The organism is Cellvibrio sp. ARAG 10.3 (assembly GCF_051846955.1).
Lineage (GTDB): Bacteria > Pseudomonadota > Gammaproteobacteria > Pseudomonadales > Cellvibrionaceae > Cellvibrio.
Genome location: NZ_JBPYCU010000016.1, coordinates 51,006 through 77,917, shown reverse-complemented (window position 1 = coordinate 77,917; position 26,912 = coordinate 51,006). Strand labels below are relative to the sequence as shown.

Here is a 26,912-nt window from a genome sequence, read left to right as displayed (position 1 = left end):
CCTTATTCGGACTTGAGAATTTACCTTCTCCCAGAAGGTGAACTCGCTTAATCAGCTTTCCCATTGCTGTTAAGCGTGCGTAATCCGGGAAAATAATTCCTACCAATAATAAAGGAGAGCTCCATGAATCAAACAATAAACTTCAAGAAAAAAATTATGGCGACGACCATAGCCGCGATGACCGGTTTTAGTGGTTTTGCTTTAGCGCAAGGTACCGATTCCGGAGTGATGGAAGAGGTATTAGTGCGCGGAATCAAAGGTTCTCTAGAGCGTTCAATTGATGTCAAGAGAAACTCAAGTCAATTAGTCGAGGCCATTACGGCGGACGATATCGGTAAGATGCCCGATCAAAACATAGCGGAGTCGCTACAGCGTTTACCGGGTATTCAGATCGACCGTAATAATGGTGAAGGTACAAAAGTTCGTATCCGCGGGCTGGACCAAAACATTACATTGCTTAACGGCGGCACATTTATTTCCGGAATGGAATATTTTCAATTGGGCGAAGCCAAGCAGGAATTCGATAGTTCGCTCGAAGGTATTCCATCCGAGTTGTTGGGGGGTGTTGAGGTTTATAAAACACCGAAAGCGTCGGTAGTAGAAGGTGGTTTAGGTGGGGTTGTTAATTTAAAAACCCGCGATGCATTTGATCTTAGAGAACCATTGGTCGCTGCCAATATTAAAGGTGATTATGGCTTGGATGCGGAAGACGCCCAGCCCTCAGGCTTCCTGGTATTGGGAAATAACTGGGATGACAAATTCGCAGCGATTCTTTCTGTAAGTGCCAGTAAGAAAACTGTTCATAACGATTCTATCCAAAGCTTTTCCCGGGAGAATACTGCTGTCAGGTGTACAGAAGGCGGAACTTTTGATCCAGAAACCATAATGTGTTCTGCGGGTCAGTCCTATTTTGCGCCGGGTATGTTTTACGTTACTGACAGCGAAGCTGAGCGTGAGCGTATCGGTGCGTCATTAAACTTACAGTGGAATGTTACCGATGCGATGCAACTGGGGTTGGATTGGTTCCATTCAGAACTGGAGGTAAAGAATCGTCAATATTCGGTGAAGCATCCCATGAATACTGATGGTGCTGCGGGTATTGATGAAAGCCAGCCGTTCGTCATTGATAATAGCAATCCCATCGGTATTGTTAAATCTGCAACCTTTAATGTTCCTGGAGCAGAAACCAACTCAGCAGGTGAAGTCAGTGAGGGCACGGCTGATAACTTCGCCTTACGATTCAAGCATGATAATGGCGGCAAGTTGCGTTTCAGCGGTGATGTAGCTTACGCAGAATCCGAATTGGAGCAGCGTGCAGGCTACAGCGATACGCGGTTTTCTCCCTACGCAATGACCACTTGGAGCGGAGAAACTGATAATGGCTGGTCTCACTCAAATGCAAACGTCGGTACGGGAACTGCCAGTCGTTCGTTCAGTTTCAATAGTGGCTCGCGTCCTTCCTTTGCCTTTGCTAATCCGGCTTGGTTGAATGATCCTTCGTTCCTCACTTATAAATCACATTGGGCTCTGGGTGCTGACATTGAGCAAGAGTCCTTTGCTGTTCGTGGTGATGTTGAATACGATATTGAAGTCGGTCACTTGAAAAAAATTACCTTTGGTTTCCGCTACGCGGAAGATGAAGCTGATTTCCGCGAACTGCGTTATTTGAGTGATTTCAGCAGAACCGAAGGCGCGATGACACCGAACCGTTACGACGAAAACGGCAACCTGATTGCCGCCAGTACCTTTGACCCGAGTGTTAATCCTGGCTTAGGTGGAGCAGGTATCCAGGAAGCGATTTATCACGATCTTTGTGGTAATGGCGGAATCGTAGCTGGCCGCGAATGTGACATCGACGGTGATGGCCTGGATGACAACCAGCCTTTCGGGCCCTGGGGCTACTTCATGGATGCTGCCATCGGCTTAAAAGCGTTTGAACTTACCACATCCAGTGGCATCAATATGGCCGAAGCTTTGTACGGCCCCGCTATCCGTACTGGCGATCAGGATGCCCCTCATGACACAGCTACTAATAACCATTTTAATCGCTGGGGTGGTTCGCCGGGTGTGATTCCGTGGGAAACCTATCTCATGAATCCTGATCGTTCCGTTGCGCTGAATAACTTCTTCCCTTCCGGTGGGTATCAATCCAATGTAATGATGGAAGATGCAAACAAAATAGCTGCCGATGTTGAAGGCTGGATTGATGCCATCACACCGAACACCCCTGGACAATGGTTTCAGGTACCCCTGGAATCGTGGAATGTAAAAGAATCCACAACCGCATTCTACGGTGAAGCTGATTTTGAAGGTGATAACGTCCCTTACACCTTGAACATTGGTGTGCGGGTTGTGCAAACCGAAGTCGAAGTATCATCTGCTGAAACAACGCCGGAGTCATCCTTGTGGTCCATCGCAACAGACAGCTGGAACAGTCAGGGTGTTTTGCTCGACGATAATGTATTTACCGTTAAGACTAAAGAATATTGGGACGTGTTGCCCAGCTTAAACTTTGTGCTTGATACCACGGAAGAAACTAAACTGCGTTTCTCGGCATCGCGTGTTATCGCACGGCCTGATTTACAGACCTTAGGTAAAGGTTTTGCGAAAAACTTTACGCGTGAAGATGATCCGGATTTTGGTACATACTTCCGGTTTACCGGCGGTTCTTCTGGTAACCCCGGTCTTGATCCCTATCGCGCCACTCAGGCAGATGTCGCGTATGAATGGTATTTTGATGATTTAGGGTTGGTTTCTGCCGGTGCTTTTGTTAAGGCGGTTGATTCATTCCTCGCTGGTGAAACGCGTCTGGAATTTGGTGTTGATACCGGTCCGGACGGCGGAAATCTGGGCAGTGTAAGTCGCACGGTGAACGGGTCCGGTGGTAGTGTAAAAGGTCTCGAACTTACAGCGCAAAAAGCATTTGAAAATGGTTTCGGAGCAACCTTTAACTATACCTTTTCAGATAGTACTGCGGACGTATCTTCCTCGACCCACAGTGACCTTGGTTTGCCCGGTATTTCGGAGCATGCTTTCAACTTGATTGGTTTTTATGAAAACGATTCAATCAGTGCGCGTATTGCATATACCTGGCGTGATGAATACCTTTCTCCATTCCGTTCAACTTTTGGGGTGCTTGGTCTGGAGAATGGTGCGTCTGAATTCTTCGACGATTACGGCCAGTGGGATGCGAATGTCACCTATGATTTCAACGAGAATTTCTCCTTCACGGCAGAGGCGATCAATATCACTGGTGAAGAGCAAACCAGTTATTTGGGATATGCAGGTCAAACAATGACTTACACATCACAAGAACCGCGTGTTGTTTTGGGTGTAAATTATCGGATGTAACCGGATCGATACGAGATAAGGTATTATCGACAAAAAAGGTGCATCATTCGATGCACCTTTTTTGTATCACGCCTTAACCTTATACCCCGTCTTAAAAATCAACCACACCAAAAACAAGCACAACAACATAAACAATAAAATCATTCCCAGGCTGATCCCCACATTAACATCTGCAACACCGTAAAAGCTCCAGCGGAAGCCGCTGATCAGATACACCACGGGATTAAATAGCGTAATGGTTTGCCATAGTGGTGGCAGCATGTGAATGGAATAAAAACTTCCGCCTAAAAATGTCAGGGGAGTCACAATCATCATCGGGATGACTTGCAGTTTTTCAAAACCATCCGCCCATACCCCGATAATAAAACCAAATAAACTGAAGGTAACGGAGGTCAATACCAGGAAGCCCAGCATCCAGACAGGATGAACAATGGTGAAGTCGACAAACAGGCGTGCGGTGGCAAGGATAATCAGGCCGAGTATGATGGATTTGGTAGCGGCGGCGCCGACGAAGCCGACCACAATCTCCATCGCCGAAATCGGTGCAGACAGAATTTCATACATCGTGCCAGTAAATTTCGGCATATAAATACCGAAGGAGGCGTTTGAGATGCTTTCCGTTAACAGTGACAGCATAATTAAACCCGGCACAATAAACGCACCGTAACTGATCCCATCAATTTCAACCATGCGCGAGCCGATAGCGGAGCCGAACACAATAAAATATAGCGATGTGGAGAGCACTGGCGATGCAATACTTTGCATCAAGGTTCGCCAGGTGCGCGCTAATTCAAAAATATAAATGGCTTTTATGGCATGGATGTTCATGCGTTTCCTCCCACCAAATTGACAAAGATGTCTTCCAGAGAGCTCTGGCTTGTTTGTAAATCCTTGAACTCAATGCCCAATGCATTCAGTTGTCGCAGCAGACCGGCGATGTCTGCTTCCTGTTGACTGTCGAAGGTATAAATCAGTTGGTTTCCATCGGCGCTCAACTCGAGCTGGTAAGAGGAAAGTGTGGCAGGAATGGCAGTCAATGGATGCTGCAATTGCAGAGACAACTGCTTTTTGCCAAGTTTTTGCATCAGAGTCGTTTTATCCTCTACCAGGATAATTTCGCCCTTGTTGATAACACCGATACGGTCGGCCATTTCTTCCGCTTCTTCAATGTAATGGGTTGTGAGGATAATGGTGACGCCGTCGTCTCGCAGGCCCCGAATCATTTCCCACATGTCGCGCCGCAATTCCACATCGACACCGGCTGTGGGTTCGTCGAGGAATAAAATCTGGGGCTCATGGGCCAGGGCTTTAGCGATTAACACGCGTCGCTTCATGCCCCCGGAGAGTGCCATGATCTTGCTGTCTTTTTTGTCCCACAGCGAAAGGTCCTTTAGCACCTTTTCCAGCCAGGCATTATTGGGGGCTTTACCAAACAGGCCGCGACTGAACTTGACCGTGTCCCACACGCTTTCAAACATGCTGACGGATAGCTCCTGTGGCACGAGGCCGATCTTCGCGCGCGCCGCGCGATAATCGTGAACAATATCGTGGCCGTCAGCCAATACCTGGCCGTCACCTGGATTGACGATGCCGCAGATAATACTGATCAATGTGGTCTTACCCGCACCATTCGGGCCGAGTAAGGCGAAGATCTCGCCGCGGCGGATATCGAGGTTAACCTTGTTAAGCGCCTTAAAGCCGGAGGCGTAGGTTTTGGTGAGATTATTTACCGAGATGATCGCTTGCACACGACCTCCTTATGTTGATGTATGTATCGGCAATGAGCCCTGTTGCGGTTAATTTCCAGTGGTTTATTGCCCATGTCAATCTACTCCTTGTTGCCTGCGTACAACAAGCAATGGCGCGGTAGCGGCAAGCCGACCATCTCCCATTCGTCGCCGGATTTGGCGATCACCATCATTGGCGTAGTAGTGGCTTCTTCCATCCGTCGCCCATCGCTATCCAGCGGCGTTTGCAGAATTTTGACTACCGCAAGGCTCTCTTTAATCGGCACGACACTGAGTAATTCGTAATGCATGCGGCTTTCCGATTGCCGCAGCATGGATACCGGTAACCGTGTAATAGAACGCTTTTTACTAGCCGAGTTTGTTAAGGCCCCGGGATTAAATGCCAGCGCCTGGCTGCGGAAGATATCTTCAATAGCCTTGATCATGCCAGAGTGCTCATCGGTCAACGGATTATGGTGGGGCAGTGTGTCAATATGTGTCAGCATGGTTTTCCCTCGATTGCGTTATGGTGATGGGAATGCTAAAACCTCAAGTTAACTTAAGGTCAATAGGTGAAACAAAAAATGACAAAGGTTAATCCGCAACACATTCGTCAGGAATTGAGCGTGGGCGAGGTGGCGGACCGAAGCGGTGTAGCGGTTTCTGCTATTCATTTTTATGAATCCAAAGGGCTCATTAAAAGTTGGCGCAATGCCGGCAATCAGCGGCGTTATCATCGCGATGTGTTGCGGCGTGTTGCGCTCATCAAGGTTGCGCAACGCACCGGTATTCCGCTGGCTGCCATTCGGGATGCCTTACAGACCCTACCAGATGAACGTGCACCCACGGCCGCCGATTGGCGGCGTTTATCTGCCCAATGGCGGCAGGAGCTGAATGAACGTATCCAGCGACTCACGCAACTGCGCGATCAATTAAACAAATGTATCGGCTGCGGTTGTTTATCGCTGCGCGATTGCCCGTTGCGTAATCCATGGGATGAATTGTCGACGGAAGGCAGCGGGCCACGGTTACTGGACCCTGATTAATGCTGCACTACGCTGAATAGTCGAATGGGCATTAGGAAATTCGACAGCAAGGTTAACGATAAGGAAAATGATGGAATGGCAAGTGCTACGCAGCACTTGCATCAATAAGAAGCCCGGTCAGTCAAAGGTTTTGGCCAGGATAATCCCGCCCCACATCAGGTTACGATCGCCCGCTCCCTGTTTGATCTCCGAACTATGCCCGCGCAGCACGTAGCTCAACCGGTAGCCTTCGGCAAAGGCGATTGTGTAGCCCAGCCAAGCCTCGAACACAATCGGGTTTAACTCGTTGTGGTCGTAAGTCACTGGGCTATCGCGGAATTGCCCTTGTAAAAAGACATTGTAAGCACGCGCTTTGACGGCCATTCCCGCCCAAAAGTAATGTTCCCGGATGGCCCTTGAGCTGGTGTTATAGGTAGATTTTTCCCCGTAACTCGCCAACTCTGGATTAAAGGAGGACCAAGGCGTGTGGTATTTACCATCGCGAAAACTCAGGCTCCAGCTCGCTTCCGTGAGATAGCCAACCGATGCTTGCAGAGTGCTCTTCACTTCCATATTGCCGAATAAATTGCCCAGGTATTGTTGCCTTGCAATCGCATAACGCGCTGTTAATTCCCCGCCTTCACTGATCTGGTTATCCCAACCCACAGCTTCGTTGCCATTGAGTTTGTCGTGGATGGTGTTTTGAAATTCACCGACCAGATTTAAACCCAGTGCACCCACAGTGAGGGTCGTCTTCCAGGACACGTTGCTGTTCAAATCCATTTGCTCGCGAGAATTGGACCAGTAGATCAGGCTCGCGTAAGGCCGGTCCTCAGGGTTTGCGGCGGCAACACTGATATCTTCCGGCGTAAACCCAAACAAGCCGACTTCGATGCTGTGGTTATCGATATTTTGCTCGGACTGGTCATCCACGCCAAACAAGTAATCAAGTGCGCTTAAGGGTTTATCCAGAGAAAACCACAGTTCTTGCGCTTTGCGTCCGGAGTAGGTGAAGTTGAAGCCGTAGGTGTAATCCTGATCCCGCCCGCCGAGTGCAAAAATGTCGTTATCAATGGCCAATGCCCAACTGGATTTCAGCGGCTCTTTGTAGGGCAGTACCACGACTTCTTGATAAGGACGCTTTTCTTCCTCGATCAGCGTGGCGATCTGTAGCTGGTTGTAGTCAATTTCCTGGGCAGACACCAGAAGCGGTAAAGCGGCTAATCCCCAAGTGACGGTGTTGATTGTGAGTCGTATAAATCTCTTCATCATCAATTCCTTCGGTTACTGCGCAGCTGCCGGCTCTTACGGTAGACCTGCAGCTACTTCTAAAGATCTGGATGTTCTGTTAGATGACCGGTCGTCTGTAAAAAACCGCACACATAAAGCCGCAGATTTAGGTGTTGATTCAGACGTGCTGACATTCAACTGCCATAAGTGCGGCTTACAATTGACTGGTCGTCTTTAAAATCGAGTAAAAAATTTACCCGTCAGGCGCGTTTGCCAAGGATTTCTGGCAGTAGCATAAGGAAAGCATTCATGGGCTCGCGACACTTTGAAGCCTTCATGCGCATCAAGGTACCTTCCCAGGCATTAAATAAAAATTCCGCCAGAACAGCCGAGGCAATAGGACTGTTAAGGCTGCCATCCAGGCGTGCTTCTTCCAGTACATCTTCAATAGCCTGGGTGTTGTTACGCAGCATTTGCCGGACTTTCAAGCGAATCACCTCGCTGGAGTCGGACATTTCCTGGCACATGTTGCCGATAAAGCATCCACCTTTAATGCCTTGGTCGCATTCACCGATATTGTCGATAAAAAAACGGTTGAGACGCTCCAGTGGGGGAATACTGCGGTTGCCGAGCAGGTGACGATTGTGCTGAATCCGTTCCTCGGTCACCTTTTCCAGAGCTTCTACGGCAAAATCTTCCTTGCTTTTGAAGTAGGTATAAAAAGACCCTTTGGGAACATCCGCAGCATCAACAATATCCTTGATACTGGTGCCGTTATATCCGCGGGTCGCCATGACTTGTAAGCCGGCGTCGAGGAGATGGTCTTTTTTCAGTTCACGTTTGCTCATGTGAGAAAATATATGACCAGTCGTCTGGTTTGTCAAAGCCTGTCTTAGGCTTTGTGGTTCTAAGCTTCTGCCAAAACTGGCATAGCCTGAGGGAGAGATATTATTTTTGGCGCGCCTGTAGGCGGAGGACGGCGGCATTTTGGTCAATCACAAAGTCAAACCGACCGAGGATATCCACGCCGAGTAGACCATCAAACTCAGTCATGTTGTGCATGGGGAGTAACGCCAGAATATGCTGGTGAAACGCCAATTCATCAATGCGTAAGCTATCAACGGTAAACAACACACTGTCGACTGTTCCGCTCGCGGTATTCAGGCGAATCGGTTTGGTTGACTTGATGAGGGAGGGATATTTGGCGGTGTAGACATTGGATACACCGCTCAGTGAGGCGCCGGTATCCAACAAAAGCCGTGCCGGATACCCTTCGAGGGTGACATTCACCAGATACTGGTTACCGAAACGCACCAGTGGAATACTGAGCTCATCGGGCAGGGCGGTGCCATTTAACTCTGCCAGGATATCCTCCGCGCGCTGCTGCATGGCCGGATCATTGACGGCCATCATGGCGTGATACTGAGCTTGATAATTATCTTGCAGTTTCGCGTAAAGCGAGGCGAGTATCACATGCAGCTCCGCATCATTGGTATTGAATTCCAACAATTCGTTCAGTTGCGTCAACAGCCATTGAACATTTCCACTGACCATAGTGGGCTTTTGATAAAGTTGCATGAGATAGCGGCGAACATAGGCGATGGCCTGTTCAAATTTTAAGGCATCCACCTCGTAGTCCAGATAACGAAACCAGGCTTCCAGTGAGGCTTCGTGGTTGTCGATTTTTTCATAGGATTGCGCCAGCAGAAACCAGGCGCGTGCAGAGGTCGGTGTTTCTGCCAGGTAATCCTGCAGCAATGCAATGGCTTCCTCAAAACGCGCGAGGGACATTAATTGCTCGATTCGCTCCCAGGAAAACGCAGCGTGTGTTGTTGCTTCGGGTAGGGTCGGTTGGTTTGAAAGTCTGAGCGGTTCAGAAAAGCTTACCGGGGCGGGCGGTGGTGTCGATACCTGAGGTTGAGGTGCGGCATCAGTCAAGCTGTGACGGTATTCACTGGCGATAAATCCCAGTGCAAATGCACTGACGGCAATACTGATCACACTTAATCTGGCCATAAAACGTTGTAGCGACATCACGCTTCCAATTGTTCAAGACGGGTAATAACCCGATGAACCTGCTGCGCCATCTCTTGCAGTAGTTGGGGCTGGTCGCTGTCCAGGCCGACATCGCTACACGCTTTTAAAAGCGCCAGCAAATGCCGCTCCGCCTTGATGCGTTGCTCAAGAATTTCGGTGGCTGAATCCGACGAGAGGGCTGCTGTTACATGATGAAGGAGCATCTCCCCGGTTTCCCGATCCGGGTCGGGCATTGAGGGTAAATCACCCAAGGCGCGAATGGCTTGTTCAATGCGTTCAATCACACTCAACCGCTCTTGCATAATGTCGCGCAGTGCCGGGGTTATCGGATGATCATCAAGATATTCAAGCGCGTCCTGATAATGATCTGCTGTCTCCCGGCTGGCTACCAGCAGATCGTTCAGTGCCACTTCTTTGTCGGTGCGTAATAAATTCATGGTGTTGCTCCATTCGGGTCTTTGCGCAGACCTGCTTTTAAGCTTAGGGGATAACCTCATCCGGTTGCGGCCGAATCACTTCCAGTGCTTCCGGAATGACCTCAAACAACGCGGGCGTGATGCTGACAGGTTCACCGTCGGCATGGATTTCGCGCAACCGCGAGGTGTTGATCTCAATGTGTTGTCCTGACGCGGTAAAAATTTTGTCGGTTAAACGTTGCTTACCGTTACGCAGTAAGGGGGCCAGTGTCAAGAGTTCCCAAAGGGTTAGTGGGGGAACGCTGTACAAACACAATTTGCCGTCGTCAATGGTGGAGTATTCATCAATTACATTACCACCGCCATAGTAACGACCATTGCCAACCGCCAACTGAATGGAACTGACTTTATAGGGCTTGCCATCCACACGGATCGTTGCACGAAATTTACGATTTTTTTTCAATGCTGCAAACACGGCAGCCAGATAACTGAATACCCCCCATTGTTTTTTTATCTCCGGGGTCAGCTCGTGAGTTACCCGAACACCGAGGCCGATGTTGGCGGCATTAAAAAAATAATGGCCGTTCACCACGCCGAGATTCATGCGGCTGCGATGGTTCTTCACAATCAATTGAAAAGCTTCCAGCAAATCACCACTCATCCCCAGCGAACGGGCCAGATCATTAGCAGTACCCAGTGGCAGGATGGCGAAAGGCAACTGATGCTGATAAAGCGTCGGTGCAGCTGAACTGATGGTGCCGTCGCCACCACCAAGGATAACCAGATCGATCGTGCGGCAATGTTCAACAATGAGCCGCCGGGTTTGTTCGGCGCTGTTGGAGGTGGTGTTGATAAGCTGGATGCCGGCGGCTTCCAGCAATGCGATGCCCTCCTGTATGTCGGCATCACTGCCGGATCGGCTGTTGGGATTTACAATCAATAAGGCGGTGCGCAATGTGTTTGTCATATATCCCGCTCGCAGCAACACGGACCCAATTCCCCGTGGGTGATCGGGCTACGCAGAGTCTTCATCTTCCACCTCGTGGCGCCGCTGCAGCCAGCGCGCCAATAACCAGCAGCCAATAGCCCAGGCAGCCCCCGCGGTCCAGCCGGCCAGCACGTCCGTCGGCCAGTGGACGCCAAGGTAAATTCTGCTTAACCCCACCAGTAAAGTGGCAATAATAGCCACCAGCAAGATATATGCTTTCATCCGTTTGCGGCGTTGCACGCGCGCGAGCAGCGCACCCATGGTGAGATAGGTGCTGGCCGATAGCATGGAATGGCCACTGGGGAAGCTGGCGGTATAAACCTGGGTGTGGTGGGGGACCAGGTCAGGTCGCTCCCGATCAATCGTATTTTTCAGCAGTGTGCTGACGCCGAGAGCACCTAGCGTAGCGACCACCAACACCAGGGCCATGCGACGTTTTCCATCCAGTAGTAGATAACCCACCACGGCCAGCGTCAGCAAGGTCAACACCGCATTGCCGCCCAGGGCAGTGATGTCCCGGCCAATCTCTTCGACCCAGCCGGGCCCTATGGGATCGCTGAGGTCAGCGGGGTTGCGCATGCTCAACAATAACGCCTGATCAAATTCGTGAGTATCGCCCTCGATAACCTCTTCGGCCAGTTCAGCAAAACCCCATAAGGACGCGAGGATGGTACAGAACGCCAGCAATACAGGCAGTTCATGGCTGCCCAGCCATTGCAGCATGCCCGCAATACGCCCTTGGGAACCCGGATCGGCAGGTGGAAGATTATTCATCTGATCCCTCGTTGTGGTTAGAGGTAAAGGCAAATCTATCGGAATCATATCCAAAAAAGCGCTGGCGATCTGTTGTTTGTCGCTCGCTCCGTCTCGCTAAGAGGGTGCAACCGGTCAACTGTGTTTTTGCAATTCAAACAACAATAAGGACCGCTGGGTAACCAGAAAGGGGTGGCCAATTTGATAGGCGGGTTCTGTGTCGTGGTGGGGTCGATGGGTATCAAGCAGGCAGGACCAGCCAGTGCCGCCAGGGACCTCGGGCAGGGTGAAGGTTATTGCATCGGTATGGGCATTCAGGATTAACAGCAACACTTCGTCGCAAGGGTCTGAGCGTAAGGCTCTGCCATCAATCAACATGCCCACGCAACGCGCTGCGTTATCTTGCCATTCCTCTTCTGCCATTTCCCGGGCGGATGGAGCGAGCCAGGTCACATCTTTTACGCCTAGGTGAGTATTGCGCTCGCCGGTAAAAAAGTGGCTGTGACGCAGCGCGGCAAAGTGACGGCGCAGGGTAATAAGCCGTTGGGTAAAAGCCAGCAGCGTGCGTTGTTCTTCGTCGAGATCCCAATTGATCCAGCTTATGTCGTTATCCTGGCAGTAGGCGTTGTTATTGCCTTGTTGTGTGTGGCCCAGCTCATCGCCGGCAAGTAACATCGGTGTTCCCTGGGCTAACAACAGTGTGCCCAGGATATTGCAGCATTGGCGCAGACGTAATGCACGAATTTCCGGGTCGTCGGTGGGGCCTTCGCAGCCGTAATTGCCGGATAAGTTATTGTCTGCTCCATCCTGGTTGTCGTTAGCATTGGCCTCGTTGTGTTTATGTTCGTAGGACACGAGATCGCGCAAGGTGAAACCATCATGCGCGGTGACAAAATTGATGGACGCATAAGGCTTGCGACCGCGATGATTGAAGAGGTCACCGGATGCAGATAAATGACTCACCAATTGCGTCAGTTGCGCATCGTCGCCGCGCCAGAACGCGCGCAGATTATTGCGAAAGCGATCATTCCATTCCGACCAGCCCGGCGGAAAGGCGCCGACCTGATAACCGCCTTCGGCAATATCCCAGGGTTCGGTAATTAATTTCAGTTGATTGATGATCGGGTCCTGGCGGCAGGCCAAATGAAAGCCATGTCGTTCATCAAAACCGTCCTGCTCATCGCGGGCGAGGATGGTGCCCAGGTCAAAACGAAAACCGTCGATATGCATCTCGGTGGCCCAGTAGCGCATCGAGTCGGTCACCATCCGCAGCACTCCGGGATGATTCAAATCCAGTGTATTACCGGTACCGGTATTGTTGATGTAGTAACGTTTGTTTTCCGGGCTGAGACGGTAGAAAGTCGCGTTATCAATACCGCGCAGTGAAAGCGTAGGCCCCAACTCACTGCCTTCCGCTGTGTGGTTATATACCACATCAAGAATAATCTCCAGGCCTGCCGCATGTATGCGGTTGATCATGGATTTTAACTCGTTGATATCGTCACTCGCTGAATAGCCGCGATGTGGCGCAAAGAATGCCAGGGTATTGTAGCCCCAATAATTGGATAAGCCTTTATCAAGCAAATATTGCTCAGTAATAAAACTGTGGATGGGTAATAATTCAATACTGGTCACGCCCAGGGAGCAAATGTGATCAAGGATGGGTTTATCCAATCCGGCAAAGGTGCCGCGCTGATCTTGCGGTACGCTTGGGTGTTGCATGCTGATACCGCGTATATGCATTTCGTAAAGAATGGTTTCGTCCCAGGGTGTTTTTTTTCGTTTGTGGTCGTGCCATTTAAAGGTGTCGCTGATGACTTGTGCCTTGGGGACAAAAGGCGCGCTGTCGCGTTCATCAAAGCTGAGGTCCGCATCGGCGGAACCCAGGATGTAACCAAATATTTCGTCAGTCCATTGCAGTTGACCCACCAATTGTTTGGCGTATGGATCGAGCAATAATTTATTGGGATTAAACCGATGACCTGCATCCGGTTCATAGGGACCGTAAACCCGATAACCATACACCTGCCCGCTGCCGATACCCGGAATGTATCCATGCCAGATTTCATCGGTATATTCGGGCAGAACAAAGCGTCTTTCTTCTCGCTCGCCTTTTTTATCAAACAGGCACACTTCAACCTTGGTCGCATGGGCTGAAAAAATAGCGAAATTAATACCGTCTTTATCGGCGGTTGCGCCCATCGGATAGGGTTTTCCGCACTGTATAGCAGACTTTTGCATGACCTCGGCGGAGGTTGGACCGGCGGTGTGGGGTTTACTCATGGTTCCTGATATCCGGATGGTTTGAATTCAAGCGTGCCAGCGCGTGGATCACGGGAAAAGAAGAAACCGGTGTGGCCTTTGGAGCGCGACGGCAGATAATCTACCTGCGCGTGATTAATTTCCGGTTCACCGTCTCCGGTTATCAATCTGCCCTCAAGATAAAGCGCCGCCAGACTCTGTGAACTCTTGTTGATGACTTCCACCTCTACCAGAAAGCCATCGCTGATTTGACTTATTCTGGTGATGTTGAACGAAACATCCGGTGCGGCTGCATCCTGGTGAATTGCCATCCACCCGAGATAAATAAAACCCGTTAGCACCAACAATAATCCAAGGATGCCCAATAATTTTTCCCATAGTGGAGTCTGTGTATCACTGGTTTTCTGCTCAAGGTTTTTCATAACCATTCCTGGTGTGCTTATAAAATCAGGCGAGATGCTGCTGCACCAACCCCGGCGGGAAAACCCAATACAACAACACCCTTGATCGTGTTGTAAAAACTTTGATCATCAATACTGCCAAACACCCACAACATAAAAAAACTGATAGTAAATGCGATCAGATACCCGGTGGAGGTGATCCTGACAAATATTATCCAATGCGTAATGCCCCGTTTTAATTCAGCTGACGTGCAATGAGAACTGGCGATAGCAAAGGCATGCATCACCAACAAGGTCAAGGCCAGGAGTGACAGAGAGTGCCAACTGGTCATCTTGTAGGATAGCAGTACCATCTCTTCTGTCGGTGCCAGGTTAAACGCTAAAAACAGTGCACCGGTGGCGAGGATGGTCAGATCATCCTTGTAATTGCGCCCTTCATCTTCGGGCGCTTCACTGCTTTCGCCCACAATATTTCTGGCGAGCAATGCACCCAGGCTGCCCGGTACTGCCTGTAACAATAATATGGAGTAAGCGGAGCCCGGATCGGTATCCACTTTAATCACGCCCAAAACAAATAGAACAATCGCTGTGGTAAAAAATGCTACGGCATAGGAGACCAGCACATCAATGATATTATCCCCGACGGTTTTGCTCTTGCGAAAACCTACCATGGTGGAAATGCGGTAAAAGAGTGGCAGGCTCAGCAGGATCAGAAAAATAAGGCGTAGTGGATCAATATAAAAACCGATCCACCACATCTCCATCGTCATCATCATGGGCAAGCTGAAAATAATCGCGCCGCCGATGGCTCGGCCCAGGCCCACCCAGATGGAGGCGGATTCACTATGCTCCGTCATATAAACGCGCAGCTCCCCTGGGCCGATTACATACGCCTATTGATCTGTAATTGTCGATTTTTGATTAACGTTTCGCTGTTTTGTCGTCGGCGGCTGAGCGCGACAAAAATGCCTGGGTTAATTCCGGCAGGTTTTCTTTTAACCATTCAGCCATGGCAACTTCCTGGGGTAATATCTGCTCGCAAGCTCGCTGGGTTTCTATATCGCCCACGGCTTTAGCTGCCGCAATCAATACCGTATAAGAGGCAATTTCCATATGTTCAAAGACATAACCGCTCATCGCACCTTTTACCACTTCGTCGCTAACCATCATGCCTGATACCGATTGCCCGAAAGCAACCAGTTTGGCTGATAAATCCTTAACCGTGGATGGGCTGCTGCCGAGCCGTTCAATACACGAGCGAAGCAATTTTTGTTGGCCGTAAGTTTCTTCAATATGCTGTTCAATCCTGGCTTTTAATTTGGGATAGTGCTCCAACCGCTCCGCTTGTCCTTTAAGCATTTTTTCCGCCTGTTCTTCCATCGCATGAGCATCGCGAAGCCAGTCCAATAAATTTTCTGCCGGTGTGTGGGCCATGTTACGTCTCCTGGTTTGATCAGATGGTTTCAGTTCGTCACGCGCAAGTGATCTTTGGTGTCGTCGTGAACAAAGTTGATAATAGGCTCAAGTGGAGGGTTCGCATCTGTTGGGTGAGTAACAAAGTTAATCAATTAAGGAATTTATATAGAGACAAGGTCACAAAAAGCAGCGAACTGTCACGCAAGTTTATTTTATAAAATATATTGAAGAAAATTTAACAAGCATGTTATGAAATTAAAGGCGCCAACCTGACATGCCACTATCTGGAAAAACAGAGGTCTGAAGGAAAGCATTTAATAAAAGACAGGAGAAGAACGATGAAAGAAGAGCGTGATGAAGCAAAAGTGCAACGGACTTTCGCCGATGATCCACAACGTAATCCCAAGCGAGACGATATTCAGGACGAGGGGCCAAGGGAATTATTTATCAACAATCCGGAGCATCCATTAAAGGCTGCACAGAGAAAAGGAAAGAACACAGCGCTAACGGGCGAGGAGACAGAAGAAGTGCCTGAGCCTTTGTATCATCCAAAGCCGCTTCGGGAAGGTTAGCTCTCTATAGGCGAGCCGATCTGTTAAGCCTGTAAGGGAGTAAACGAGTTGTTTGTCGTGCGTCTCAGGCAGACGACAGGATGTTTGACTTGGAACATTTCACCAGGCGCTTCCGGTGGTTCAGCCAGACGTTAAACAGCGCCATCGCCAGTAAGCCTTCAGCCAGGTCACCCCCGTAATACATAATTTTTGCGGCGGTTTGTATGTTGTCAGCGGAATCACTCGAATAAAAAGGCAGGCTCGGCCAGAGGTTGATGTACATCAGCTTGGCGAGGTAACTATGAGCGGCAATCCCCAACAACAGAACCGTTAAACGCATCTTGAAGGAGAAAGGATGAAAGCTGGGTTCGCATCCGGCGATGGACCAACAATACAGATAGCCCGCGAAAATAAAATGCACGTGGATCATCAGATGCAATGCCAAATTATTCAGACTGGCTTGATAGAGTGGCGTGGCGTAAAGGAGATACATTCCGCCGATGTTTAACAGCGTGGCGGTAATCGGGTGCGTCAAATAGAAAAAGAAGGAATGATGTAACAGGTTACTGCTCCACCGCGCATAGCGAACCGGTAAAGAATACAAAGCCAGCGTCATGGGTGATGCGAGGACCCAGGCGAGCGGCGCGAACATTCCCAGGACAAGTGTTGCACCATGTGGCCGCGAATATCATGGTGAGCCCAAGCCATGATGGGGGGAGAGAACGCCAGCATCATAAGCGCGGAACCGGCAACAAATAACGGCAGGCGCCGCAAAAAACGGATTGAGCGATGGCGACGTGCGGCCAGGTAGTAAAGAAGCGTAACCAACGATAGCAGCAGCCAGGAGATTGAAGTAATTAATGTGTGGGTTTCAGCTGCGTGCATGGTGGAAAATCAAACTTTCAAGATGGGCTTGCGCGCACGACTTAGTAGCCACAAGCCGATCAGGATCAATATTACCGCGGAGAGATTCCAGAAAATGTCGTAGGGCAGCAGGGGCACATCATAACGAATCTGATGCAAGCGCAGGAGCTTATGGTTTATAGTTCCATCGAATAACTGAAAACCTCCAGCACCCAAAAATCCACCAGCCCAGGCGAAAGTAACATGTAACGCGCGTTGGTGACGCAATTCCAATAGCACAAAAAATCCGCTCACCAAGGCGATGATTTCACCGGCATGCAGGAGTCCATCAGAAAGTAAGCCTAGGGCGGGAGTAGCACCATCGTAAAAATGATGCCACCCCAATAGCTGGTGAAAGATAATTTCATCGACGGCGGTCATCAAACCTATACCGATGAGAACACCGCCCCAGCGCGAACGCGAAGTATTGCGCATGTTATTGATTCCGTCCCTAGGACAAACGCATAGTGCCTTGCGAACGTACGCTTTCTTCATACCATTGCTTTACCTGCTCCAGATGCAGGTTTTCCTGCTGCAAGGCATGACGAAATTTGTCCGCCATTTCCTCCAGTCCCATGTCTTCAGCGAGTTTAATCAGTAACTCCCAGGCTGCGTTGTCCGTTAATTCAATCGATAACATGGCTTCCAGGCTTTGACTGATTGATGTGCGTGGATCCATGATCACTTTCATCAATCCGGATGCCGCTACGCCGGAGGCATCCGCGTCCGGTGTTTGCGCCGTCGGGTCTCCACCAAGGGTTTCCATACACTCCACCAGCAGGTAAAAATGCTCCGCTTCCTGATCATGAAATTCCTGCAATTTTTCGATAGGTAATTTCAGTCCATCCATGGCGTTTGCCGCCATATGCTCACATTTCAGGATCAGCTGTTCATAAATCCTGACGCCGCTTCGCTCAAAGGCCAGGCGTTCGCCTAATTTGTTGAGAAAGACTTCGGGATGATGTCCGGTAAGCATCTTGGCGGCGGATTTCACCACACCTTTGACGCTGCCTGGCATGGGCACAGAGCCGAGGGGATCGTCATTATCAAGATAAAATTGTTCCAGTAATGTCAGGTTGGTATAACCATCTTCCCCGTCGAGTTGAAGTTTTTTGCTGCCTTCAATCATTTGCTTGCTGAGTATGGGAGACATGTCGATGCCAGTTTTATTGCTGCCCATCTTGGTATTCGGGTCCATAAAAAAATCCTCTTAATGTGAAAGATTATCAGGCGATTTTTTTGCTCAGTTCAGTGCCGGGTTGCCAACGGTATTGTTCCGCTACCATCTCTGATGGCGAGCCGGTGGAGTTCATGTGGTCGCGGTAGTTTTTAGACTTCTGGCTTTCCTGGCTCTTATCAACGTAATTAGGGCCGACGGAGCGCAGGTTGATTTCTTCAGTGAGTACCTGGCGTACAAAATCCCGTTGGCTTTCAAACGCAATAGGATCAGGCAGGGCATCAGGAAGTACTTCAGCAGGGTCGCGCCGCTCGTATTTTTTAAAGAGTTCGGTCACGATATGTAAATGGCCCAGCTCATAGTCAAGAAAACGTTCCCAGATAGCCTTGATGCGCGGATTGGTCTCAGACGCAACGCAACTGTAGTAGTTGTAAACTTCATTCGCTTCGTACAGCAACCATTTTTCCAGCCAGGTTTCGTTGGGATCAATGATAGATCCGTACTGGGTAACGTGCTGTTCTTCAATAGAAGCAATTTCCGCATACAATGCGCGCGCTACCGGATCGCTGAAGGTGGGTCCGATATTCATATAGTAGTCACGCGTCTGATATTCACCGGAAAAAATGGTCAGGGCATTGAGCTTTGATACGGGAAACGTTGCTTTGTGATCGTAGTGGTCACGCAGGTCGTCCTCCGGTGCGCGGTGCTCATCAATGGTGGGTCGTCCGGGTAAGATATCGGTGTAACTCTGCAAAATATTATTGGCGTCTTTCCCCTCCACACGATCCATCAGTGCCGAGTAGCGATACATATGATCAAAATCTTCCAATAAACCGTAGCGGTAAGTTTGCGCCAGGTATTCGTCCGGTTCCTGTTGGGCGATGGCGGCTGTCACTTCGATAGCGACTTGCTCGTAACCTATGGTGGTTTCCAGCGGAGAGTGATCTGAACCGATCAGCCAGTTGATCATGGTTTGCTGGTGATGTTCAACGCGGCGAATTTCTGCCAATGGCAGGCGGAGTTGTCCGTTGAATTGTCCGCACATATGTTGAAAGCGATTCACCTGCTGTTCAATACCATTCATCAGTATCACCCGTACGCGGGTAAATGCATCGTCGTCCAATTTGCTCAGAGGTTTAATGGCTAATTCTCGCCAGGTAAATTTCTGGCGATCCAGGGGTGTTCCACGGTTGTCAAATAATTTGATACTCATGCAGTGGTCCTCGAAAATTTCTATTAAGAGAAAGTCACTTGAGAGAAAGTCACTCGGTGGGAAATTGCTCATTGCAATCGCTATACCACAACGAAAGCACCTTATACCCATAAATCTACCGTTCCTTTTGATAGCCTATGCGCCAATTCCGATAATTTATTCCTAGTTTTTTACAAGGCGCCTGTAAGAATTACAGAATAAAAAATACGTCCTGCAACAAGCGCAACCGCAAACGTTTTATTTTTTCCGGTTATTAAAAAGTAGGTGCCATATTGTCGCTTCGTTAGGTGCAGCACAATGCAATTTAACGACAGGCACAGGCTTTGCAGTGCAATGTTGATCGCGCGCAAGACACAATCGTGTAATACATTTTCTTGATGTTGTACCGCTAAGACGGGAGTGAGGATGATGAACCGGGTTTTATATCTATGCGCTATCGGATGCATTAATTTTTCTATCATCAATAGTGCACAAGCTTTTAAGCCAGTGTCGCAGCAATTGGAAAATCCTGAGGCAGCAGACGTAACGGTTATTGGGCATGTACTGGAACCGAAGCAAGTCGAAGTAAATAACAATCTGCATAAAATTCGTGTGCCACGGGGCTTCGAGGTCAGTGTATTTGCGAGCGATTTAATCAATCCGCGTATGATGGCGGTAGCGCAGAACGGCGACATCTACGTGACGCGCCGTTCCGTTGGTGATGTAATCATGTTGCGTGACACAGATGGTGACGGCAACGCGGATGAGCAGCGCGTTGTCGCCAACCGCCCAGATATGCACGGTATTGCCATCAAGGGTACTGATGTTTATCTCGCCACAGTAAATGATATTTACCGTACCGCTATCCAACCCGATGGCAGTTTTGCTCCGCTGGACCATATCGTTGATGACTTACCTGACGGCGGACAGCACCCGAACCGCACTCTGGTTGTGGGGCCTGACGGAAAAGTTTACGTGTCGGTGGGCTCCACCTGTAATGCCTGCGACGAAACGAATCCGGAAAGTGCCACCCTCCTGCAAATGGAACCCGACGGTTCAAGCCGTACGATCTTCGCTTCGGGTTTGCGCAACACCATTGGCTTTGGCTTTGAGCCGCAAACCGGTGAGCTATATGGCATGGATCATGGGATAGATTGGCTGGGGGATAACGAGCAATACGAAGAATTGAATCATATCGTCAAAGGCAAGCGCTACGGTTGGCCGTACATCTATGGTGATAGCAAATTTAATCCGCAAGATGAACCGCCGGGTGATATTACACTGGCGGAGTGGGCAGCAGGCAGTGTGGAACCGATTGGCTTTTACACACCACATGCTGCTCCCATGCAAATGACTTTTTACACTGCTGCACAATTTCCGGAAAATTATCGCGGAGATGCATTTATTGCGATGCGCGGCTCATGGAATCGTAAACCGCCATCCGGTTATGAAGTGGCGCGCATTCGTTTTGACGGTGGCAAGCCGGTTGGCTTTGAAGCCTTTGCGCAAGGTTTCCTCGGATATGAGCGCGGCCAATGGGTACACCGCGGCCGGCTTGCAGGCATTGCCCAGGCACAGGATGGTGCTTTGCTGGTGGCTGATGACACAAATGGCGTAATTTATCGGATTGCCTACACCGGACGTAAAGGAAAACATTTTGTTGGACCACCCACCAATTCCTGGAATACGCAGGTGCGGGTTGTCAACGCCGACTCACCTGCGCCGGACGGTGATAATAGCGGAGGATTAACTATGGATCTTGTAAACGCGGGAGCATCGATTCCTGTGGAGTCGAAGGCATTTATGGACGGCAATCCGTTGCCCGAAAAATTTTCGGCGGTGGGGGAAAATATCTCGCCCCCTCTGCGTTGGCAAGCGGGCCCCGAGGGCACCCAAAGTTATGTAGTAATCATGGAGGATCCGGATGCACCGGTAAATCCGCCGTTTATTCACTGGCTGCTATACAACATTCCCGGTGATGTCACGCATCTTGAGGAAGGTGTGCCACCTCTACCGCAACTGGCGTTGCCGGAAGGCGCTTTGCAGGGAAAAAATGAGCGCGGCTCCCTGGGTTATTTCGGGCCCAGACCACCGACAGGTGATCCTGCACACCGTTATTATTTCCAGATTTTCGCGCTGGATAAACAATTGGATGTTGAATTTGGTTTAACGCGCGACCAACTTATCGCGGCTATGGAAGGGCACGTGTTGGGAACCGGCTTTATTATGGGCACCTTTGCTCGATAAAACTATTAACCGTTGAAGGAGTACTATGTTGCTACAGGTGATGGCGGTGCTGATTGGCCTGGTGGCCATATATTTTATCGTCATGGGTGTGACGGGTAACAAGCTCGGATTCTTTTTCAGCGGTCAGTTTGATAAAGGTGAAAAAACCTCAGGCTTTAATGCAGTCGAGCACGTCTTTTTTTCCACCGTGTTTCGTCTGCTGGGTTACGTGGCCCGTCGGGATGCGCCGGTGAATGAGAAGGAAATCAAGCGCACAGAAACCTTCATGGAAAAAATGCACTTAAATGCTGCGCAGCGTCAGCAGGCGATCCAATTATTCCGCCAGGGGGCTTCGCCCGATTTCCATATCGACGAGGCGCTACAGGATTTCCAGGGATTATCACGTAAAAGTACTAACCTGACGCAGATTCTGTTGGTTTATCTGGTGAGTCTGGCGCGGGTGGATGGCCTGCTGGTGTCCAAAGAGATCACGGCGGTGCAGGAGGTTGCGCGTGCGTTAGGTTATTCCAATATTACCTTTGAGCAGTTATTGAAGATGCTCTCTTCTCAAGAGCGTTTCAGTGAAGCGCAAGTGGATGGCAGAGCGGAGGAAGATGCGCAGCGCGCCTATCGAGAGACAACGAGGGAAGAAACCACGAGAGCCGGCGAGGATTGGGCGCGCGGCAAAAAACGTTATAAAGGCTTCGCTACTGAGCAGGAGCAATCCCACTGCGCGTACGATGCCCTTGGTTTGACACCGACAGCCAGTGATACCGAAGTTCGCAAAGCCTACCAAAAACTCGCCAGCCAATTCCACCCGGATAAATTGATCGGGCAGGGTTTGCCGCCCTTCATGATCAAGGCTTTAACCGAACGCTTTAAATACATTCAATCCGCCTATGACTGCATCAAGAAAGAGAAAGCCAGCTGAACAGAACCGGAGCGAAAAAGTGATCACTGAATCAGTGATGGATGTAACAAATATCATCGGGCAAAGAAACCTCCCCTGATACACTTGGTCAAGATAGACATATACCCTTTGTATTGGAGTACATCATGAAGGTCGATACCCATATTTCCGGTGAGCATTTCGATCACAAGGTTGCCGCTATTTTTCAGGACGAATTCAGCGCTAAACGTGCAGTCGATATTTTACGCAAGTCCACCAGTTTGCAAATTAATCAACTCTTTGTCGTAGGCCCGAATGATCGCCACCCCGGATGGGAACTGGAGCCGGAAGATAAGGGCATCTGGCGCACCATGATCCAGGCGCATGTGTGGCTGGGATTAATTGGCGGTGGAGCAGGTTTGGTATTATTTCTGATTTTATGGGCAATGGGCATTCCTTTTGTGGTTGCCAACGCCGCTACAACGGTGATTATCACTATTGCTTTCGGGATTGTCATCGGGATGATGTTTGGTGGTTTGGTGACCCTCCGCCCTGACCATATGCCCTACGTTAGCGTATCGCAGTCCGCATTGCGTAAAGGAAAGTATATCGTGGCGGTTCACGCCCATAGTGTGGAGCAACTCAGGGAAGCCAAACAAGAATTTAATAAACTTCAGGTAAAAACCGTCAGCAGTTTGTAAAGACCGTCCAGTTCCCTGTTTACGATACCCGTTCCTTTTGCTACACCAGATCTTCCTGCTCAAGGATATGGAGCAGTAACTTTTCTTCTCCATTGAGACGCTGAGCACCTTCGAAGGTGTGGATAATATCGTCCTTCTCAAGATAATCATGCAGTGTTTGCCGTTCGTATAACTCAATGACAATCGGATGGACATAATACTTTTTGCATACCGTTCGCGTATTACCCAGATGTTCGGCTACGGTATCCAGCACGCGAACAATATTTTTCTTGATCTGGGTTTTGGTGTCTGCCGCGTCGATCTCTCTGAATGCATTGATTGCTTGTATGGTGCCTACCCAGGTACGAAAATCTTTCGCTGTAAAATCCTGGCCGGTAATCGCTTTTAGATAATCATTAACCATACCCGAATCGATGGCTTTGTGCGTCCCGTCGTGATCGTAATATTGGAACAATTCTTTCCCCGGGATATCACGGCACTGCTTTACTATCTTGGCCAACCGCTTGCTCTTGAGGCTGATATTGTGTGCGATACCTTTTTTTCCCTTGAAGATAAATTGCATCTTGTCGCCATTGATCTTCACATGCTGATCTTTCAGGGTTGTGAGGCCAAAGGAGCCATATAATTTTTCATAGGCACTGTTGCCGATGCGGATGCTCGTCTGCTCCATCAGATACACAACGGTGGCCAGCACTTTCTCAACTGGCAGCCCCGATTTTGCAAGATCCTTCTCCAACCGCTGGCGAATAGTGGGGATAGCCTGGCCGAATTCATACAGGCGATAGAACTTGGTGTGGTTACGAAAGTTGTTCCACAGGCTGTGATATTTATATTGTTTACGCTGCCGCGCATCGATACCCGTTGCTTGAAGATGACCGTCTTCACGGTGACAGATCCACACGCACTCCCACGCCGGGGGGATCGCCAATTTTCTGATGCGTTCCAACGTGGCCTTATCGCGCAGTTTTTTCTTGTTCAGGTAATAACAAAAACTATCGCCTTGTTTAAGCCTGCTGATACCCGGTTGTTTGTCATGGACGTAAATCAGCTTGATAGCCTGTGCGCTTTTTTTAGGGTCATGCAACACTGCTTTAATTTTTTTGGTCGATATTCTGATGTCTTCTGTCAGGTTCAACATTGCCGTTTCGCCGGTTATCGGTATGCGAAATTTGACTTGTCCGGGCAAAAGAGATTCAGCGAAAGTCACCGCTGTGGCAGATCATGTGTGAGGTCGCACAGACGTATAAGAGGCATCGAATTAGCGTGAGCTATCAAGGTATTTAATCAAGAGGAGTTCACCATGCCACTTACAGCGACAGACCCGATAAAAATAATCCTGGCCATTATCCTGCCGCCGCTTGGCGTATTTATGGAGGTGGGTTTCAAAGGCCATTTCTGGCTGAATATTTTGTTGACCTTGCTCGGTTTTATTCCCGGTATTATCCACGCGCTGTACGTTATTTTTAAACATTAGCGGATGCCTTGGCACGCCAATCTATAACCGAGTCGACAAAATTTACAATGAATGGCCCAAGGAATGGTAAATCCCTTAGAAAGCTGTTGATTTCGCACATATACTCGCGGCTGGTGCATTTATTGCAGAAGTATAAATTCAGAAGTATAGAATTAAAACGAGTGATTTAAAGGAGTTCCCTGATGCCAAAGCCGTTTACTAATTTTTTAACGATTCTGCTGTTGTGTGCACTTGCTCCGCTGGCAAATGCCATATTGATCACGGTTGAGCCCGATGATTACGCGGCGGGAGCTAACCTCACCAATGTTTCACCCTACGTTACTTTAAACGTGGTTTCTCCCGGCTTTCCTGGTTCAGATGTCGGATCAATTTTTGCCGATGACAATGGTGCATTGGGAGACCCGAATTACGTAGCGCCAACGGGCAATTTAACCTTTGGCAATCATGCGTTTTTTGTTTTCGGGGAGGGGCCTGATTATGGCGGGTTTAAAATGACCTTTAATCAAGCCGTCTCGAATGTCAGTCTCCTGGCTAATAACGAATATCCTCCAGGGCTATCGGCTATTTGGGCCGCCTTTGATTATGAAGGCAATATCATTGGTCAAGGTGGTGCAGGTCAGGGAGTTCCCTTGGGCGAGACTTTTGAAATTAATATTAGTCTGAATGATGTATGGAGCGTGATCGTGGGTGGTGATGCCACGACAGCGGCGATTAATTTTGACCATCTGACATTTGAAATAGACGATCTGGTTGCTGTTCCGGCGCCTGCACCTTTTCTGCTTTTATTGCTTGGTTTGCTAGGCCTTTTAATAAGAAAGAGAGCGCATTAGTTCTGTTTTTTCTGCTGCCGCTTGATAAACAAAATGCCGGCAGCGGGAATATGGATAATGCCAAAGGCACTCATGAACGCCAGTACCTCTTCAATACCACTGAGTATATATCGCTGACTGTTCACCCAGCCGAACGCAAGGCCGACAACAATCAGCAACAGATGAGTAAACCAGCGATTCCTGGTACTGGTAGTGTGATAGGGGATGCGATAGTGGGTATAAATCGCAGCGACTAAGGTGACACAAGTTAGCAATAACAATGCGAGAATTTGCATAAGAGGCGCCTCATCCGGGATTCCTCTTATGTGGATGCCAGGCAGACTGAAATGTTCTGCCTGGCATTTTTCTTTCAGCAACTCAAATATTACACGTTCGCTAAACGCTGGTCATACTCTGTTTCCAGCCGCGTGTGGTTGCGCCAGAAACCCGGTGGAACCGCGTCATTGAGTTGAGCAATCAAAATATCCAGATGCGCATGCCAGCCTGCCGCTACGCTGAGTGTTTCAGCGCGTGAATTCAGGCGGCGGTGAGTCAGGGTGAGAGCAACGTCCTTTCCTTTTGTGGTCAGTTCAAAGCACACTTCAGATTCTTCGCTGGAGCCTTTATTCCAGATATAACTCAACAGATGTGGTGGCTTACAGGCGGTAATCTCGCCCAACAATAATTGCTCATCCTGGCAATGGGAATATTTTGGTGGAGGCAAGTCATCATCCTGTGTTAAATCATTGTTGTTAAAACGGTGTTCAACATGGCCGCCTGCTTTTAGCTCCATGATACCGGCAGCGAGCCAGGTGCTGCGCTTGTCGGAGTCGGTCAAATATTCCCATACGCGTTCGATGGGGCCGGGTAAGACACGTTCGATACGTAAAGTATCAGGAGCAACAAGAGCGCCGTAACTGTTCATGATGAACCTCCGTGGTAAGTTCGGTTGGGGATTGTTTGAGAGCTATTTCAAGAGTCGGGAGATTTACGTTTTTTCCGGTTCGCTTTGTCATCAGCTTTTAATGCTGCCTCCAAAGCATCCAGTTGTTGATGCCAGAACATTTCGTAATGACGAATCCATTCCATGCCACCGTGCATAGGTCGCGCATCCAATTGGCAGATATGCGTGCGGCCTTCGATGCGCCGTTGGACCAGACCGGCCCGTTCGAGCACTTTGATGTGCTTCGAGGCTGCGGCCAGCGACATGGCAAAAGGTTCGGCCAGTTCACTCACCGTGCGCGGTTGCGCTGCCAGGCTTTGCAGCATGGCGCGGCGGGTCTGGTCGGCTAATGCATGAAATACCGCATCCAGTTGTGCTTGAGTATTGTTAACCATGTGGTTTAGTTTCCTCTCGTGCGAAATAATTGTCAACCTTTTGGTT

29 protein-coding genes are annotated in these 26,912 nt (G+C 49.4%); 8 read left to right on the top strand and 21 right to left on the bottom strand.

Going from position 1 to position 26,912, the window contains the following annotated elements:
• The first annotated feature begins 123 nt into the window (after nt 1-123).
• The gene (locus tag ACSV5M_RS17400; protein WP_439177704.1) at nt 124-3,351 is read left to right on the top strand and encodes a TonB-dependent receptor domain-containing protein; all 3,228 of its coding nucleotides are present in this window, start codon (nt 124-126) and stop codon (nt 3,349-3,351) included.
• A gap of 66 nt (nt 3,352-3,417) precedes the next feature.
• Here ACSV5M_RS17400 and ACSV5M_RS17395 read toward each other — a convergent pair whose 3' ends face one another.
• The 3 genes from ACSV5M_RS17395 to ACSV5M_RS17385 all read right to left on the bottom strand — a co-directional run bounded on the left by ACSV5M_RS17395 (nt 3,418) and on the right by ACSV5M_RS17385 (nt 5,584).
• Nucleotides 3,418-4,179, bottom strand: coding sequence for an ABC transporter permease (locus tag ACSV5M_RS17395; RefSeq protein ID WP_439177703.1), 762 nt, complete (start codon nt 4,177-4,179; stop codon nt 3,418-3,420).
• The gene (locus ACSV5M_RS17390) at nt 4,176-5,099 is read right to left on the bottom strand and encodes an ABC transporter ATP-binding protein (protein WP_439177702.1); all 924 of its coding nucleotides are present in this window, start codon (nt 5,097-5,099) and stop codon (nt 4,176-4,178) included. The genes ACSV5M_RS17395 and ACSV5M_RS17390 overlap by 4 nt, the downstream gene beginning before the upstream one ends.
• A gap of 80 nt (nt 5,100-5,179) precedes the next feature.
• Nucleotides 5,180-5,584, bottom strand: coding sequence for a hypothetical protein (locus tag ACSV5M_RS17385; protein WP_439177701.1), 405 nt, complete (start codon nt 5,582-5,584; stop codon nt 5,180-5,182).
• Nucleotides 5,585-5,662: 78 nt separating this feature from the next.
• Here ACSV5M_RS17385 and soxR point away from each other — a divergent pair, with 78 nt between their 5' ends.
• Complete coding sequence (soxR, locus tag ACSV5M_RS17380) at nt 5,663-6,124, top strand: redox-sensitive transcriptional activator SoxR (protein ID WP_439177700.1); 462 nt, start codon at nt 5,663-5,665, stop codon at nt 6,122-6,124.
• Between the two features lie 117 nt (nt 6,125-6,241).
• Here soxR and ACSV5M_RS17375 read toward each other — a convergent pair whose 3' ends face one another.
• The 10 genes from ACSV5M_RS17375 to ACSV5M_RS17330 all read right to left on the bottom strand — a co-directional run bounded on the left by ACSV5M_RS17375 (nt 6,242) and on the right by ACSV5M_RS17330 (nt 15,624).
• Nucleotides 6,242-7,372, bottom strand: a complete 1,131-nt coding sequence (locus tag ACSV5M_RS17375; protein WP_439177699.1) for a lipid A deacylase LpxR family protein — start codon at nt 7,370-7,372, stop codon at nt 6,242-6,244.
• Between the two features lie 221 nt (nt 7,373-7,593).
• Complete coding sequence (locus ACSV5M_RS17370; protein WP_439177697.1) at nt 7,594-8,181, bottom strand: TetR/AcrR family transcriptional regulator; 588 nt, start codon at nt 8,179-8,181, stop codon at nt 7,594-7,596.
• A gap of 100 nt (nt 8,182-8,281) precedes the next feature.
• Nucleotides 8,282-9,367: an aspartyl protease family protein gene (locus ACSV5M_RS17365; protein ID WP_439177695.1), complete on the bottom strand. Its 1,086-nt coding sequence runs from the start codon at nt 9,365-9,367 to the stop codon at nt 8,282-8,284.
• Nucleotides 9,367-9,807: a hypothetical protein gene (locus ACSV5M_RS17360; RefSeq protein ID WP_439177694.1), complete on the bottom strand. Its 441-nt coding sequence runs from the start codon at nt 9,805-9,807 to the stop codon at nt 9,367-9,369. The genes ACSV5M_RS17365 and ACSV5M_RS17360 overlap by 1 nt, the downstream gene beginning before the upstream one ends.
• A gap of 43 nt (nt 9,808-9,850) precedes the next feature.
• Nucleotides 9,851-10,753: a lipid kinase gene (locus ACSV5M_RS17355; protein WP_439177693.1), complete on the bottom strand. Its 903-nt coding sequence runs from the start codon at nt 10,751-10,753 to the stop codon at nt 9,851-9,853.
• A 48-nt stretch (nt 10,754-10,801) separates the two neighbouring features.
• The gene (locus ACSV5M_RS17350; protein ID WP_439177692.1) at nt 10,802-11,548 is read right to left on the bottom strand and encodes a phosphatase PAP2 family protein; all 747 of its coding nucleotides are present in this window, start codon (nt 11,546-11,548) and stop codon (nt 10,802-10,804) included.
• 114 nt (nt 11,549-11,662) lie between these two features.
• Nucleotides 11,663-13,810 carry a glycogen debranching protein GlgX gene (gene glgX / locus ACSV5M_RS17345; protein WP_439177691.1) on the bottom strand — a complete coding sequence of 716 codons (2,148 nt, stop codon included), beginning with the start codon at nt 13,808-13,810 and terminating at the stop codon, nt 11,663-11,665.
• Complete coding sequence (locus tag ACSV5M_RS17340) at nt 13,807-14,211, bottom strand: hypothetical protein (protein WP_439177690.1); 405 nt, start codon at nt 14,209-14,211, stop codon at nt 13,807-13,809. The genes glgX and ACSV5M_RS17340 overlap by 4 nt, the downstream gene beginning before the upstream one ends.
• Nucleotides 14,212-14,228: 17 nt before the next feature.
• Nucleotides 14,229-15,047: a TIGR02587 family membrane protein gene (locus tag ACSV5M_RS17335; RefSeq protein ID WP_439177688.1), complete on the bottom strand. Its 819-nt coding sequence runs from the start codon at nt 15,045-15,047 to the stop codon at nt 14,229-14,231.
• Nucleotides 15,048-15,111: 64 nt separating this feature from the next.
• Complete coding sequence (locus ACSV5M_RS17330; protein ID WP_439177686.1) at nt 15,112-15,624, bottom strand: ferritin-like domain-containing protein; 513 nt, start codon at nt 15,622-15,624, stop codon at nt 15,112-15,114.
• A gap of 320 nt (nt 15,625-15,944) precedes the next feature.
• On the opposite strand from ACSV5M_RS17330, the gene ACSV5M_RS17325 reads away from it, so the two are divergent.
• Nucleotides 15,945-16,178 carry a hypothetical protein gene (locus ACSV5M_RS17325; RefSeq protein WP_439177685.1) on the top strand — a complete coding sequence of 78 codons (234 nt, stop codon included), beginning with the start codon at nt 15,945-15,947 and terminating at the stop codon, nt 16,176-16,178.
• Between the two features lie 64 nt (nt 16,179-16,242).
• Here ACSV5M_RS17325 and ACSV5M_RS17320 read toward each other — a convergent pair whose 3' ends face one another.
• The 4 genes from ACSV5M_RS17320 to ACSV5M_RS17305 form a co-directional block, all read right to left on the bottom strand.
• A complete protein-coding gene (locus ACSV5M_RS17320) occupies nt 16,243-16,815 on the bottom strand; it encodes a cytochrome c oxidase assembly protein (protein ID WP_439177748.1) in 573 nt (190 codons plus the stop codon).
• Between the two features lie 236 nt (nt 16,816-17,051).
• Nucleotides 17,052-17,495, bottom strand: a complete 444-nt coding sequence (locus tag ACSV5M_RS17315) for a DUF2243 domain-containing protein (RefSeq protein ID WP_439177684.1) — start codon at nt 17,493-17,495, stop codon at nt 17,052-17,054.
• Between the two features lie 16 nt (nt 17,496-17,511).
• Nucleotides 17,512-18,258 carry a ferritin-like domain-containing protein gene (locus tag ACSV5M_RS17310; RefSeq protein ID WP_439177682.1) on the bottom strand — a complete coding sequence of 249 codons (747 nt, stop codon included), beginning with the start codon at nt 18,256-18,258 and terminating at the stop codon, nt 17,512-17,514.
• Between the two features lie 28 nt (nt 18,259-18,286).
• On the bottom strand, nt 18,287-19,450 hold the full coding sequence (locus ACSV5M_RS17305; protein WP_439177680.1) for a hypothetical protein: 1,164 nt from the start codon (nt 19,448-19,450) through the stop codon (nt 18,287-18,289).
• Between the two features lie 405 nt (nt 19,451-19,855).
• Between ACSV5M_RS17305 and ACSV5M_RS17300 the strand changes: the two genes are divergently transcribed.
• The 3 genes from ACSV5M_RS17300 to ACSV5M_RS17290 all read left to right on the top strand — a co-directional run bounded on the left by ACSV5M_RS17300 (nt 19,856) and on the right by ACSV5M_RS17290 (nt 23,245).
• A complete protein-coding gene (locus ACSV5M_RS17300) occupies nt 19,856-21,676 on the top strand; it encodes a YbhB/YbcL family Raf kinase inhibitor-like protein (protein WP_439177678.1) in 1,821 nt (606 codons plus the stop codon).
• A 25-nt stretch (nt 21,677-21,701) separates the two neighbouring features.
• Nucleotides 21,702-22,586: a co-chaperone DjlA gene (djlA, locus tag ACSV5M_RS17295; RefSeq protein WP_439177677.1), complete on the top strand. Its 885-nt coding sequence runs from the start codon at nt 21,702-21,704 to the stop codon at nt 22,584-22,586.
• 125 nt (nt 22,587-22,711) lie between these two features.
• Complete coding sequence (locus ACSV5M_RS17290; RefSeq protein ID WP_439177676.1) at nt 22,712-23,245, top strand: hypothetical protein; 534 nt, start codon at nt 22,712-22,714, stop codon at nt 23,243-23,245.
• Between the two features lie 40 nt (nt 23,246-23,285).
• Here the strand turns inward: ACSV5M_RS17290 and ACSV5M_RS17285 are convergent, their stop codons facing one another.
• Complete coding sequence (locus ACSV5M_RS17285; protein ID WP_439177674.1) at nt 23,286-24,383, bottom strand: DNA topoisomerase IB; 1,098 nt, start codon at nt 24,381-24,383, stop codon at nt 23,286-23,288.
• Nucleotides 24,384-24,545: 162 nt separating this feature from the next.
• Between ACSV5M_RS17285 and ACSV5M_RS17280 the strand changes: the two genes are divergently transcribed.
• Both ACSV5M_RS17280 and ACSV5M_RS17275 read left to right on the top strand, forming a co-directional pair.
• Nucleotides 24,546-24,719 (top strand): YqaE/Pmp3 family membrane protein, encoded by a 174-nt coding sequence (locus tag ACSV5M_RS17280; RefSeq protein ID WP_087466199.1) that lies wholly within the window; start codon nt 24,546-24,548, stop codon nt 24,717-24,719.
• A 182-nt stretch (nt 24,720-24,901) separates the two neighbouring features.
• Nucleotides 24,902-25,549: a hypothetical protein gene (locus ACSV5M_RS17275; protein WP_439177672.1), complete on the top strand. Its 648-nt coding sequence runs from the start codon at nt 24,902-24,904 to the stop codon at nt 25,547-25,549.
• On the opposite strand, the gene ACSV5M_RS17270 is transcribed toward ACSV5M_RS17275, so the two are convergent.
• From ACSV5M_RS17270 to ACSV5M_RS17260, 3 genes are all read right to left on the bottom strand, one after another.
• Nucleotides 25,546-25,824: a hypothetical protein gene (locus tag ACSV5M_RS17270; RefSeq protein WP_439177670.1), complete on the bottom strand. Its 279-nt coding sequence runs from the start codon at nt 25,822-25,824 to the stop codon at nt 25,546-25,548. The two genes, ACSV5M_RS17275 and ACSV5M_RS17270, sit on opposite strands and share 4 nt — an antisense overlap.
• Nucleotides 25,825-25,913: 89 nt before the next feature.
• Nucleotides 25,914-26,453 carry an SRPBCC family protein gene (locus ACSV5M_RS17265; protein ID WP_439177669.1) on the bottom strand — a complete coding sequence of 180 codons (540 nt, stop codon included), beginning with the start codon at nt 26,451-26,453 and terminating at the stop codon, nt 25,914-25,916.
• A 47-nt stretch (nt 26,454-26,500) separates the two neighbouring features.
• Nucleotides 26,501-26,866, bottom strand: a complete 366-nt coding sequence (locus ACSV5M_RS17260; protein ID WP_439177668.1) for an ArsR/SmtB family transcription factor — start codon at nt 26,864-26,866, stop codon at nt 26,501-26,503.
• Nucleotides 26,867-26,912 lie beyond the last annotated feature (46 nt).

What these genes read in the sequence shown, in the direction of transcription:
- ACSV5M_RS17400 (WP_439177704.1), top strand. Translation starts at nt 124, where the DNA reads ATGAATCAAACAATAAACTTCAAGAAAAAAATTATGGCGACGACCATA.
- ACSV5M_RS17395 (WP_439177703.1), bottom strand. Translation starts at nt 4,179, where the DNA reads ATGAACATCCATGCCATAAAAGCCATTTATATTTTTGAATTAGCGCGC.
- ACSV5M_RS17385 (WP_439177701.1), bottom strand. Translation starts at nt 5,584, where the DNA reads ATGCTGACACATATTGACACACTGCCCCACCATAATCCGTTGACCGAT.
- soxR (WP_439177700.1), top strand. Translation starts at nt 5,663, where the DNA reads ATGACAAAGGTTAATCCGCAACACATTCGTCAGGAATTGAGCGTGGGC.
- ACSV5M_RS17375 (WP_439177699.1), bottom strand. Translation starts at nt 7,372, where the DNA reads ATGAAGAGATTTATACGACTCACAATCAACACCGTCACTTGGGGATTA.
- ACSV5M_RS17370 (WP_439177697.1), bottom strand. Translation starts at nt 8,181, where the DNA reads ATGAGCAAACGTGAACTGAAAAAAGACCATCTCCTCGACGCCGGCTTA.
- ACSV5M_RS17365 (WP_439177695.1), bottom strand. Translation starts at nt 9,367, where the DNA reads ATGTCGCTACAACGTTTTATGGCCAGATTAAGTGTGATCAGTATTGCC.
- ACSV5M_RS17360 (WP_439177694.1), bottom strand. Translation starts at nt 9,807, where the DNA reads ATGAATTTATTACGCACCGACAAAGAAGTGGCACTGAACGATCTGCTG.
- ACSV5M_RS17355 (WP_439177693.1), bottom strand. Translation starts at nt 10,753, where the DNA reads ATGACAAACACATTGCGCACCGCCTTATTGATTGTAAATCCCAACAGC.
- ACSV5M_RS17350 (WP_439177692.1), bottom strand. Translation starts at nt 11,548, where the DNA reads ATGAATAATCTTCCACCTGCCGATCCGGGTTCCCAAGGGCGTATTGCG.
- glgX (WP_439177691.1), bottom strand. Translation starts at nt 13,810, where the DNA reads ATGAGTAAACCCCACACCGCCGGTCCAACCTCCGCCGAGGTCATGCAA.
- ACSV5M_RS17340 (WP_439177690.1), bottom strand. Translation starts at nt 14,211, where the DNA reads ATGAAAAACCTTGAGCAGAAAACCAGTGATACACAGACTCCACTATGG.
- ACSV5M_RS17335 (WP_439177688.1), bottom strand. Translation starts at nt 15,047, where the DNA reads ATGACGGAGCATAGTGAATCCGCCTCCATCTGGGTGGGCCTGGGCCGA.
- ACSV5M_RS17330 (WP_439177686.1), bottom strand. Translation starts at nt 15,624, where the DNA reads ATGGCCCACACACCGGCAGAAAATTTATTGGACTGGCTTCGCGATGCT.
- ACSV5M_RS17325 (WP_439177685.1), top strand. Translation starts at nt 15,945, where the DNA reads ATGAAAGAAGAGCGTGATGAAGCAAAAGTGCAACGGACTTTCGCCGAT.
- ACSV5M_RS17315 (WP_439177684.1), bottom strand. Translation starts at nt 17,495, where the DNA reads ATGCGCAATACTTCGCGTTCGCGCTGGGGCGGTGTTCTCATCGGTATA.
- ACSV5M_RS17310 (WP_439177682.1), bottom strand. Translation starts at nt 18,258, where the DNA reads ATGGACCCGAATACCAAGATGGGCAGCAATAAAACTGGCATCGACATG.
- ACSV5M_RS17305 (WP_439177680.1), bottom strand. Translation starts at nt 19,450, where the DNA reads ATGAGTATCAAATTATTTGACAACCGTGGAACACCCCTGGATCGCCAG.
- ACSV5M_RS17300 (WP_439177678.1), top strand. Translation starts at nt 19,856, where the DNA reads ATGATGAACCGGGTTTTATATCTATGCGCTATCGGATGCATTAATTTT.
- djlA (WP_439177677.1), top strand. Translation starts at nt 21,702, where the DNA reads ATGTTGCTACAGGTGATGGCGGTGCTGATTGGCCTGGTGGCCATATAT.
- ACSV5M_RS17290 (WP_439177676.1), top strand. Translation starts at nt 22,712, where the DNA reads ATGAAGGTCGATACCCATATTTCCGGTGAGCATTTCGATCACAAGGTT.
- ACSV5M_RS17285 (WP_439177674.1), bottom strand. Translation starts at nt 24,383, where the DNA reads ATGTTGAACCTGACAGAAGACATCAGAATATCGACCAAAAAAATTAAA.
- ACSV5M_RS17280 (WP_087466199.1), top strand. Translation starts at nt 24,546, where the DNA reads ATGCCACTTACAGCGACAGACCCGATAAAAATAATCCTGGCCATTATC.
- ACSV5M_RS17275 (WP_439177672.1), top strand. Translation starts at nt 24,902, where the DNA reads ATGCCAAAGCCGTTTACTAATTTTTTAACGATTCTGCTGTTGTGTGCA.
- ACSV5M_RS17270 (WP_439177670.1), bottom strand. Translation starts at nt 25,824, where the DNA reads ATGCAAATTCTCGCATTGTTATTGCTAACTTGTGTCACCTTAGTCGCT.
- ACSV5M_RS17265 (WP_439177669.1), bottom strand. Translation starts at nt 26,453, where the DNA reads ATGAACAGTTACGGCGCTCTTGTTGCTCCTGATACTTTACGTATCGAA.
- ACSV5M_RS17260 (WP_439177668.1), bottom strand. Translation starts at nt 26,866, where the DNA reads ATGGTTAACAATACTCAAGCACAACTGGATGCGGTATTTCATGCATTA.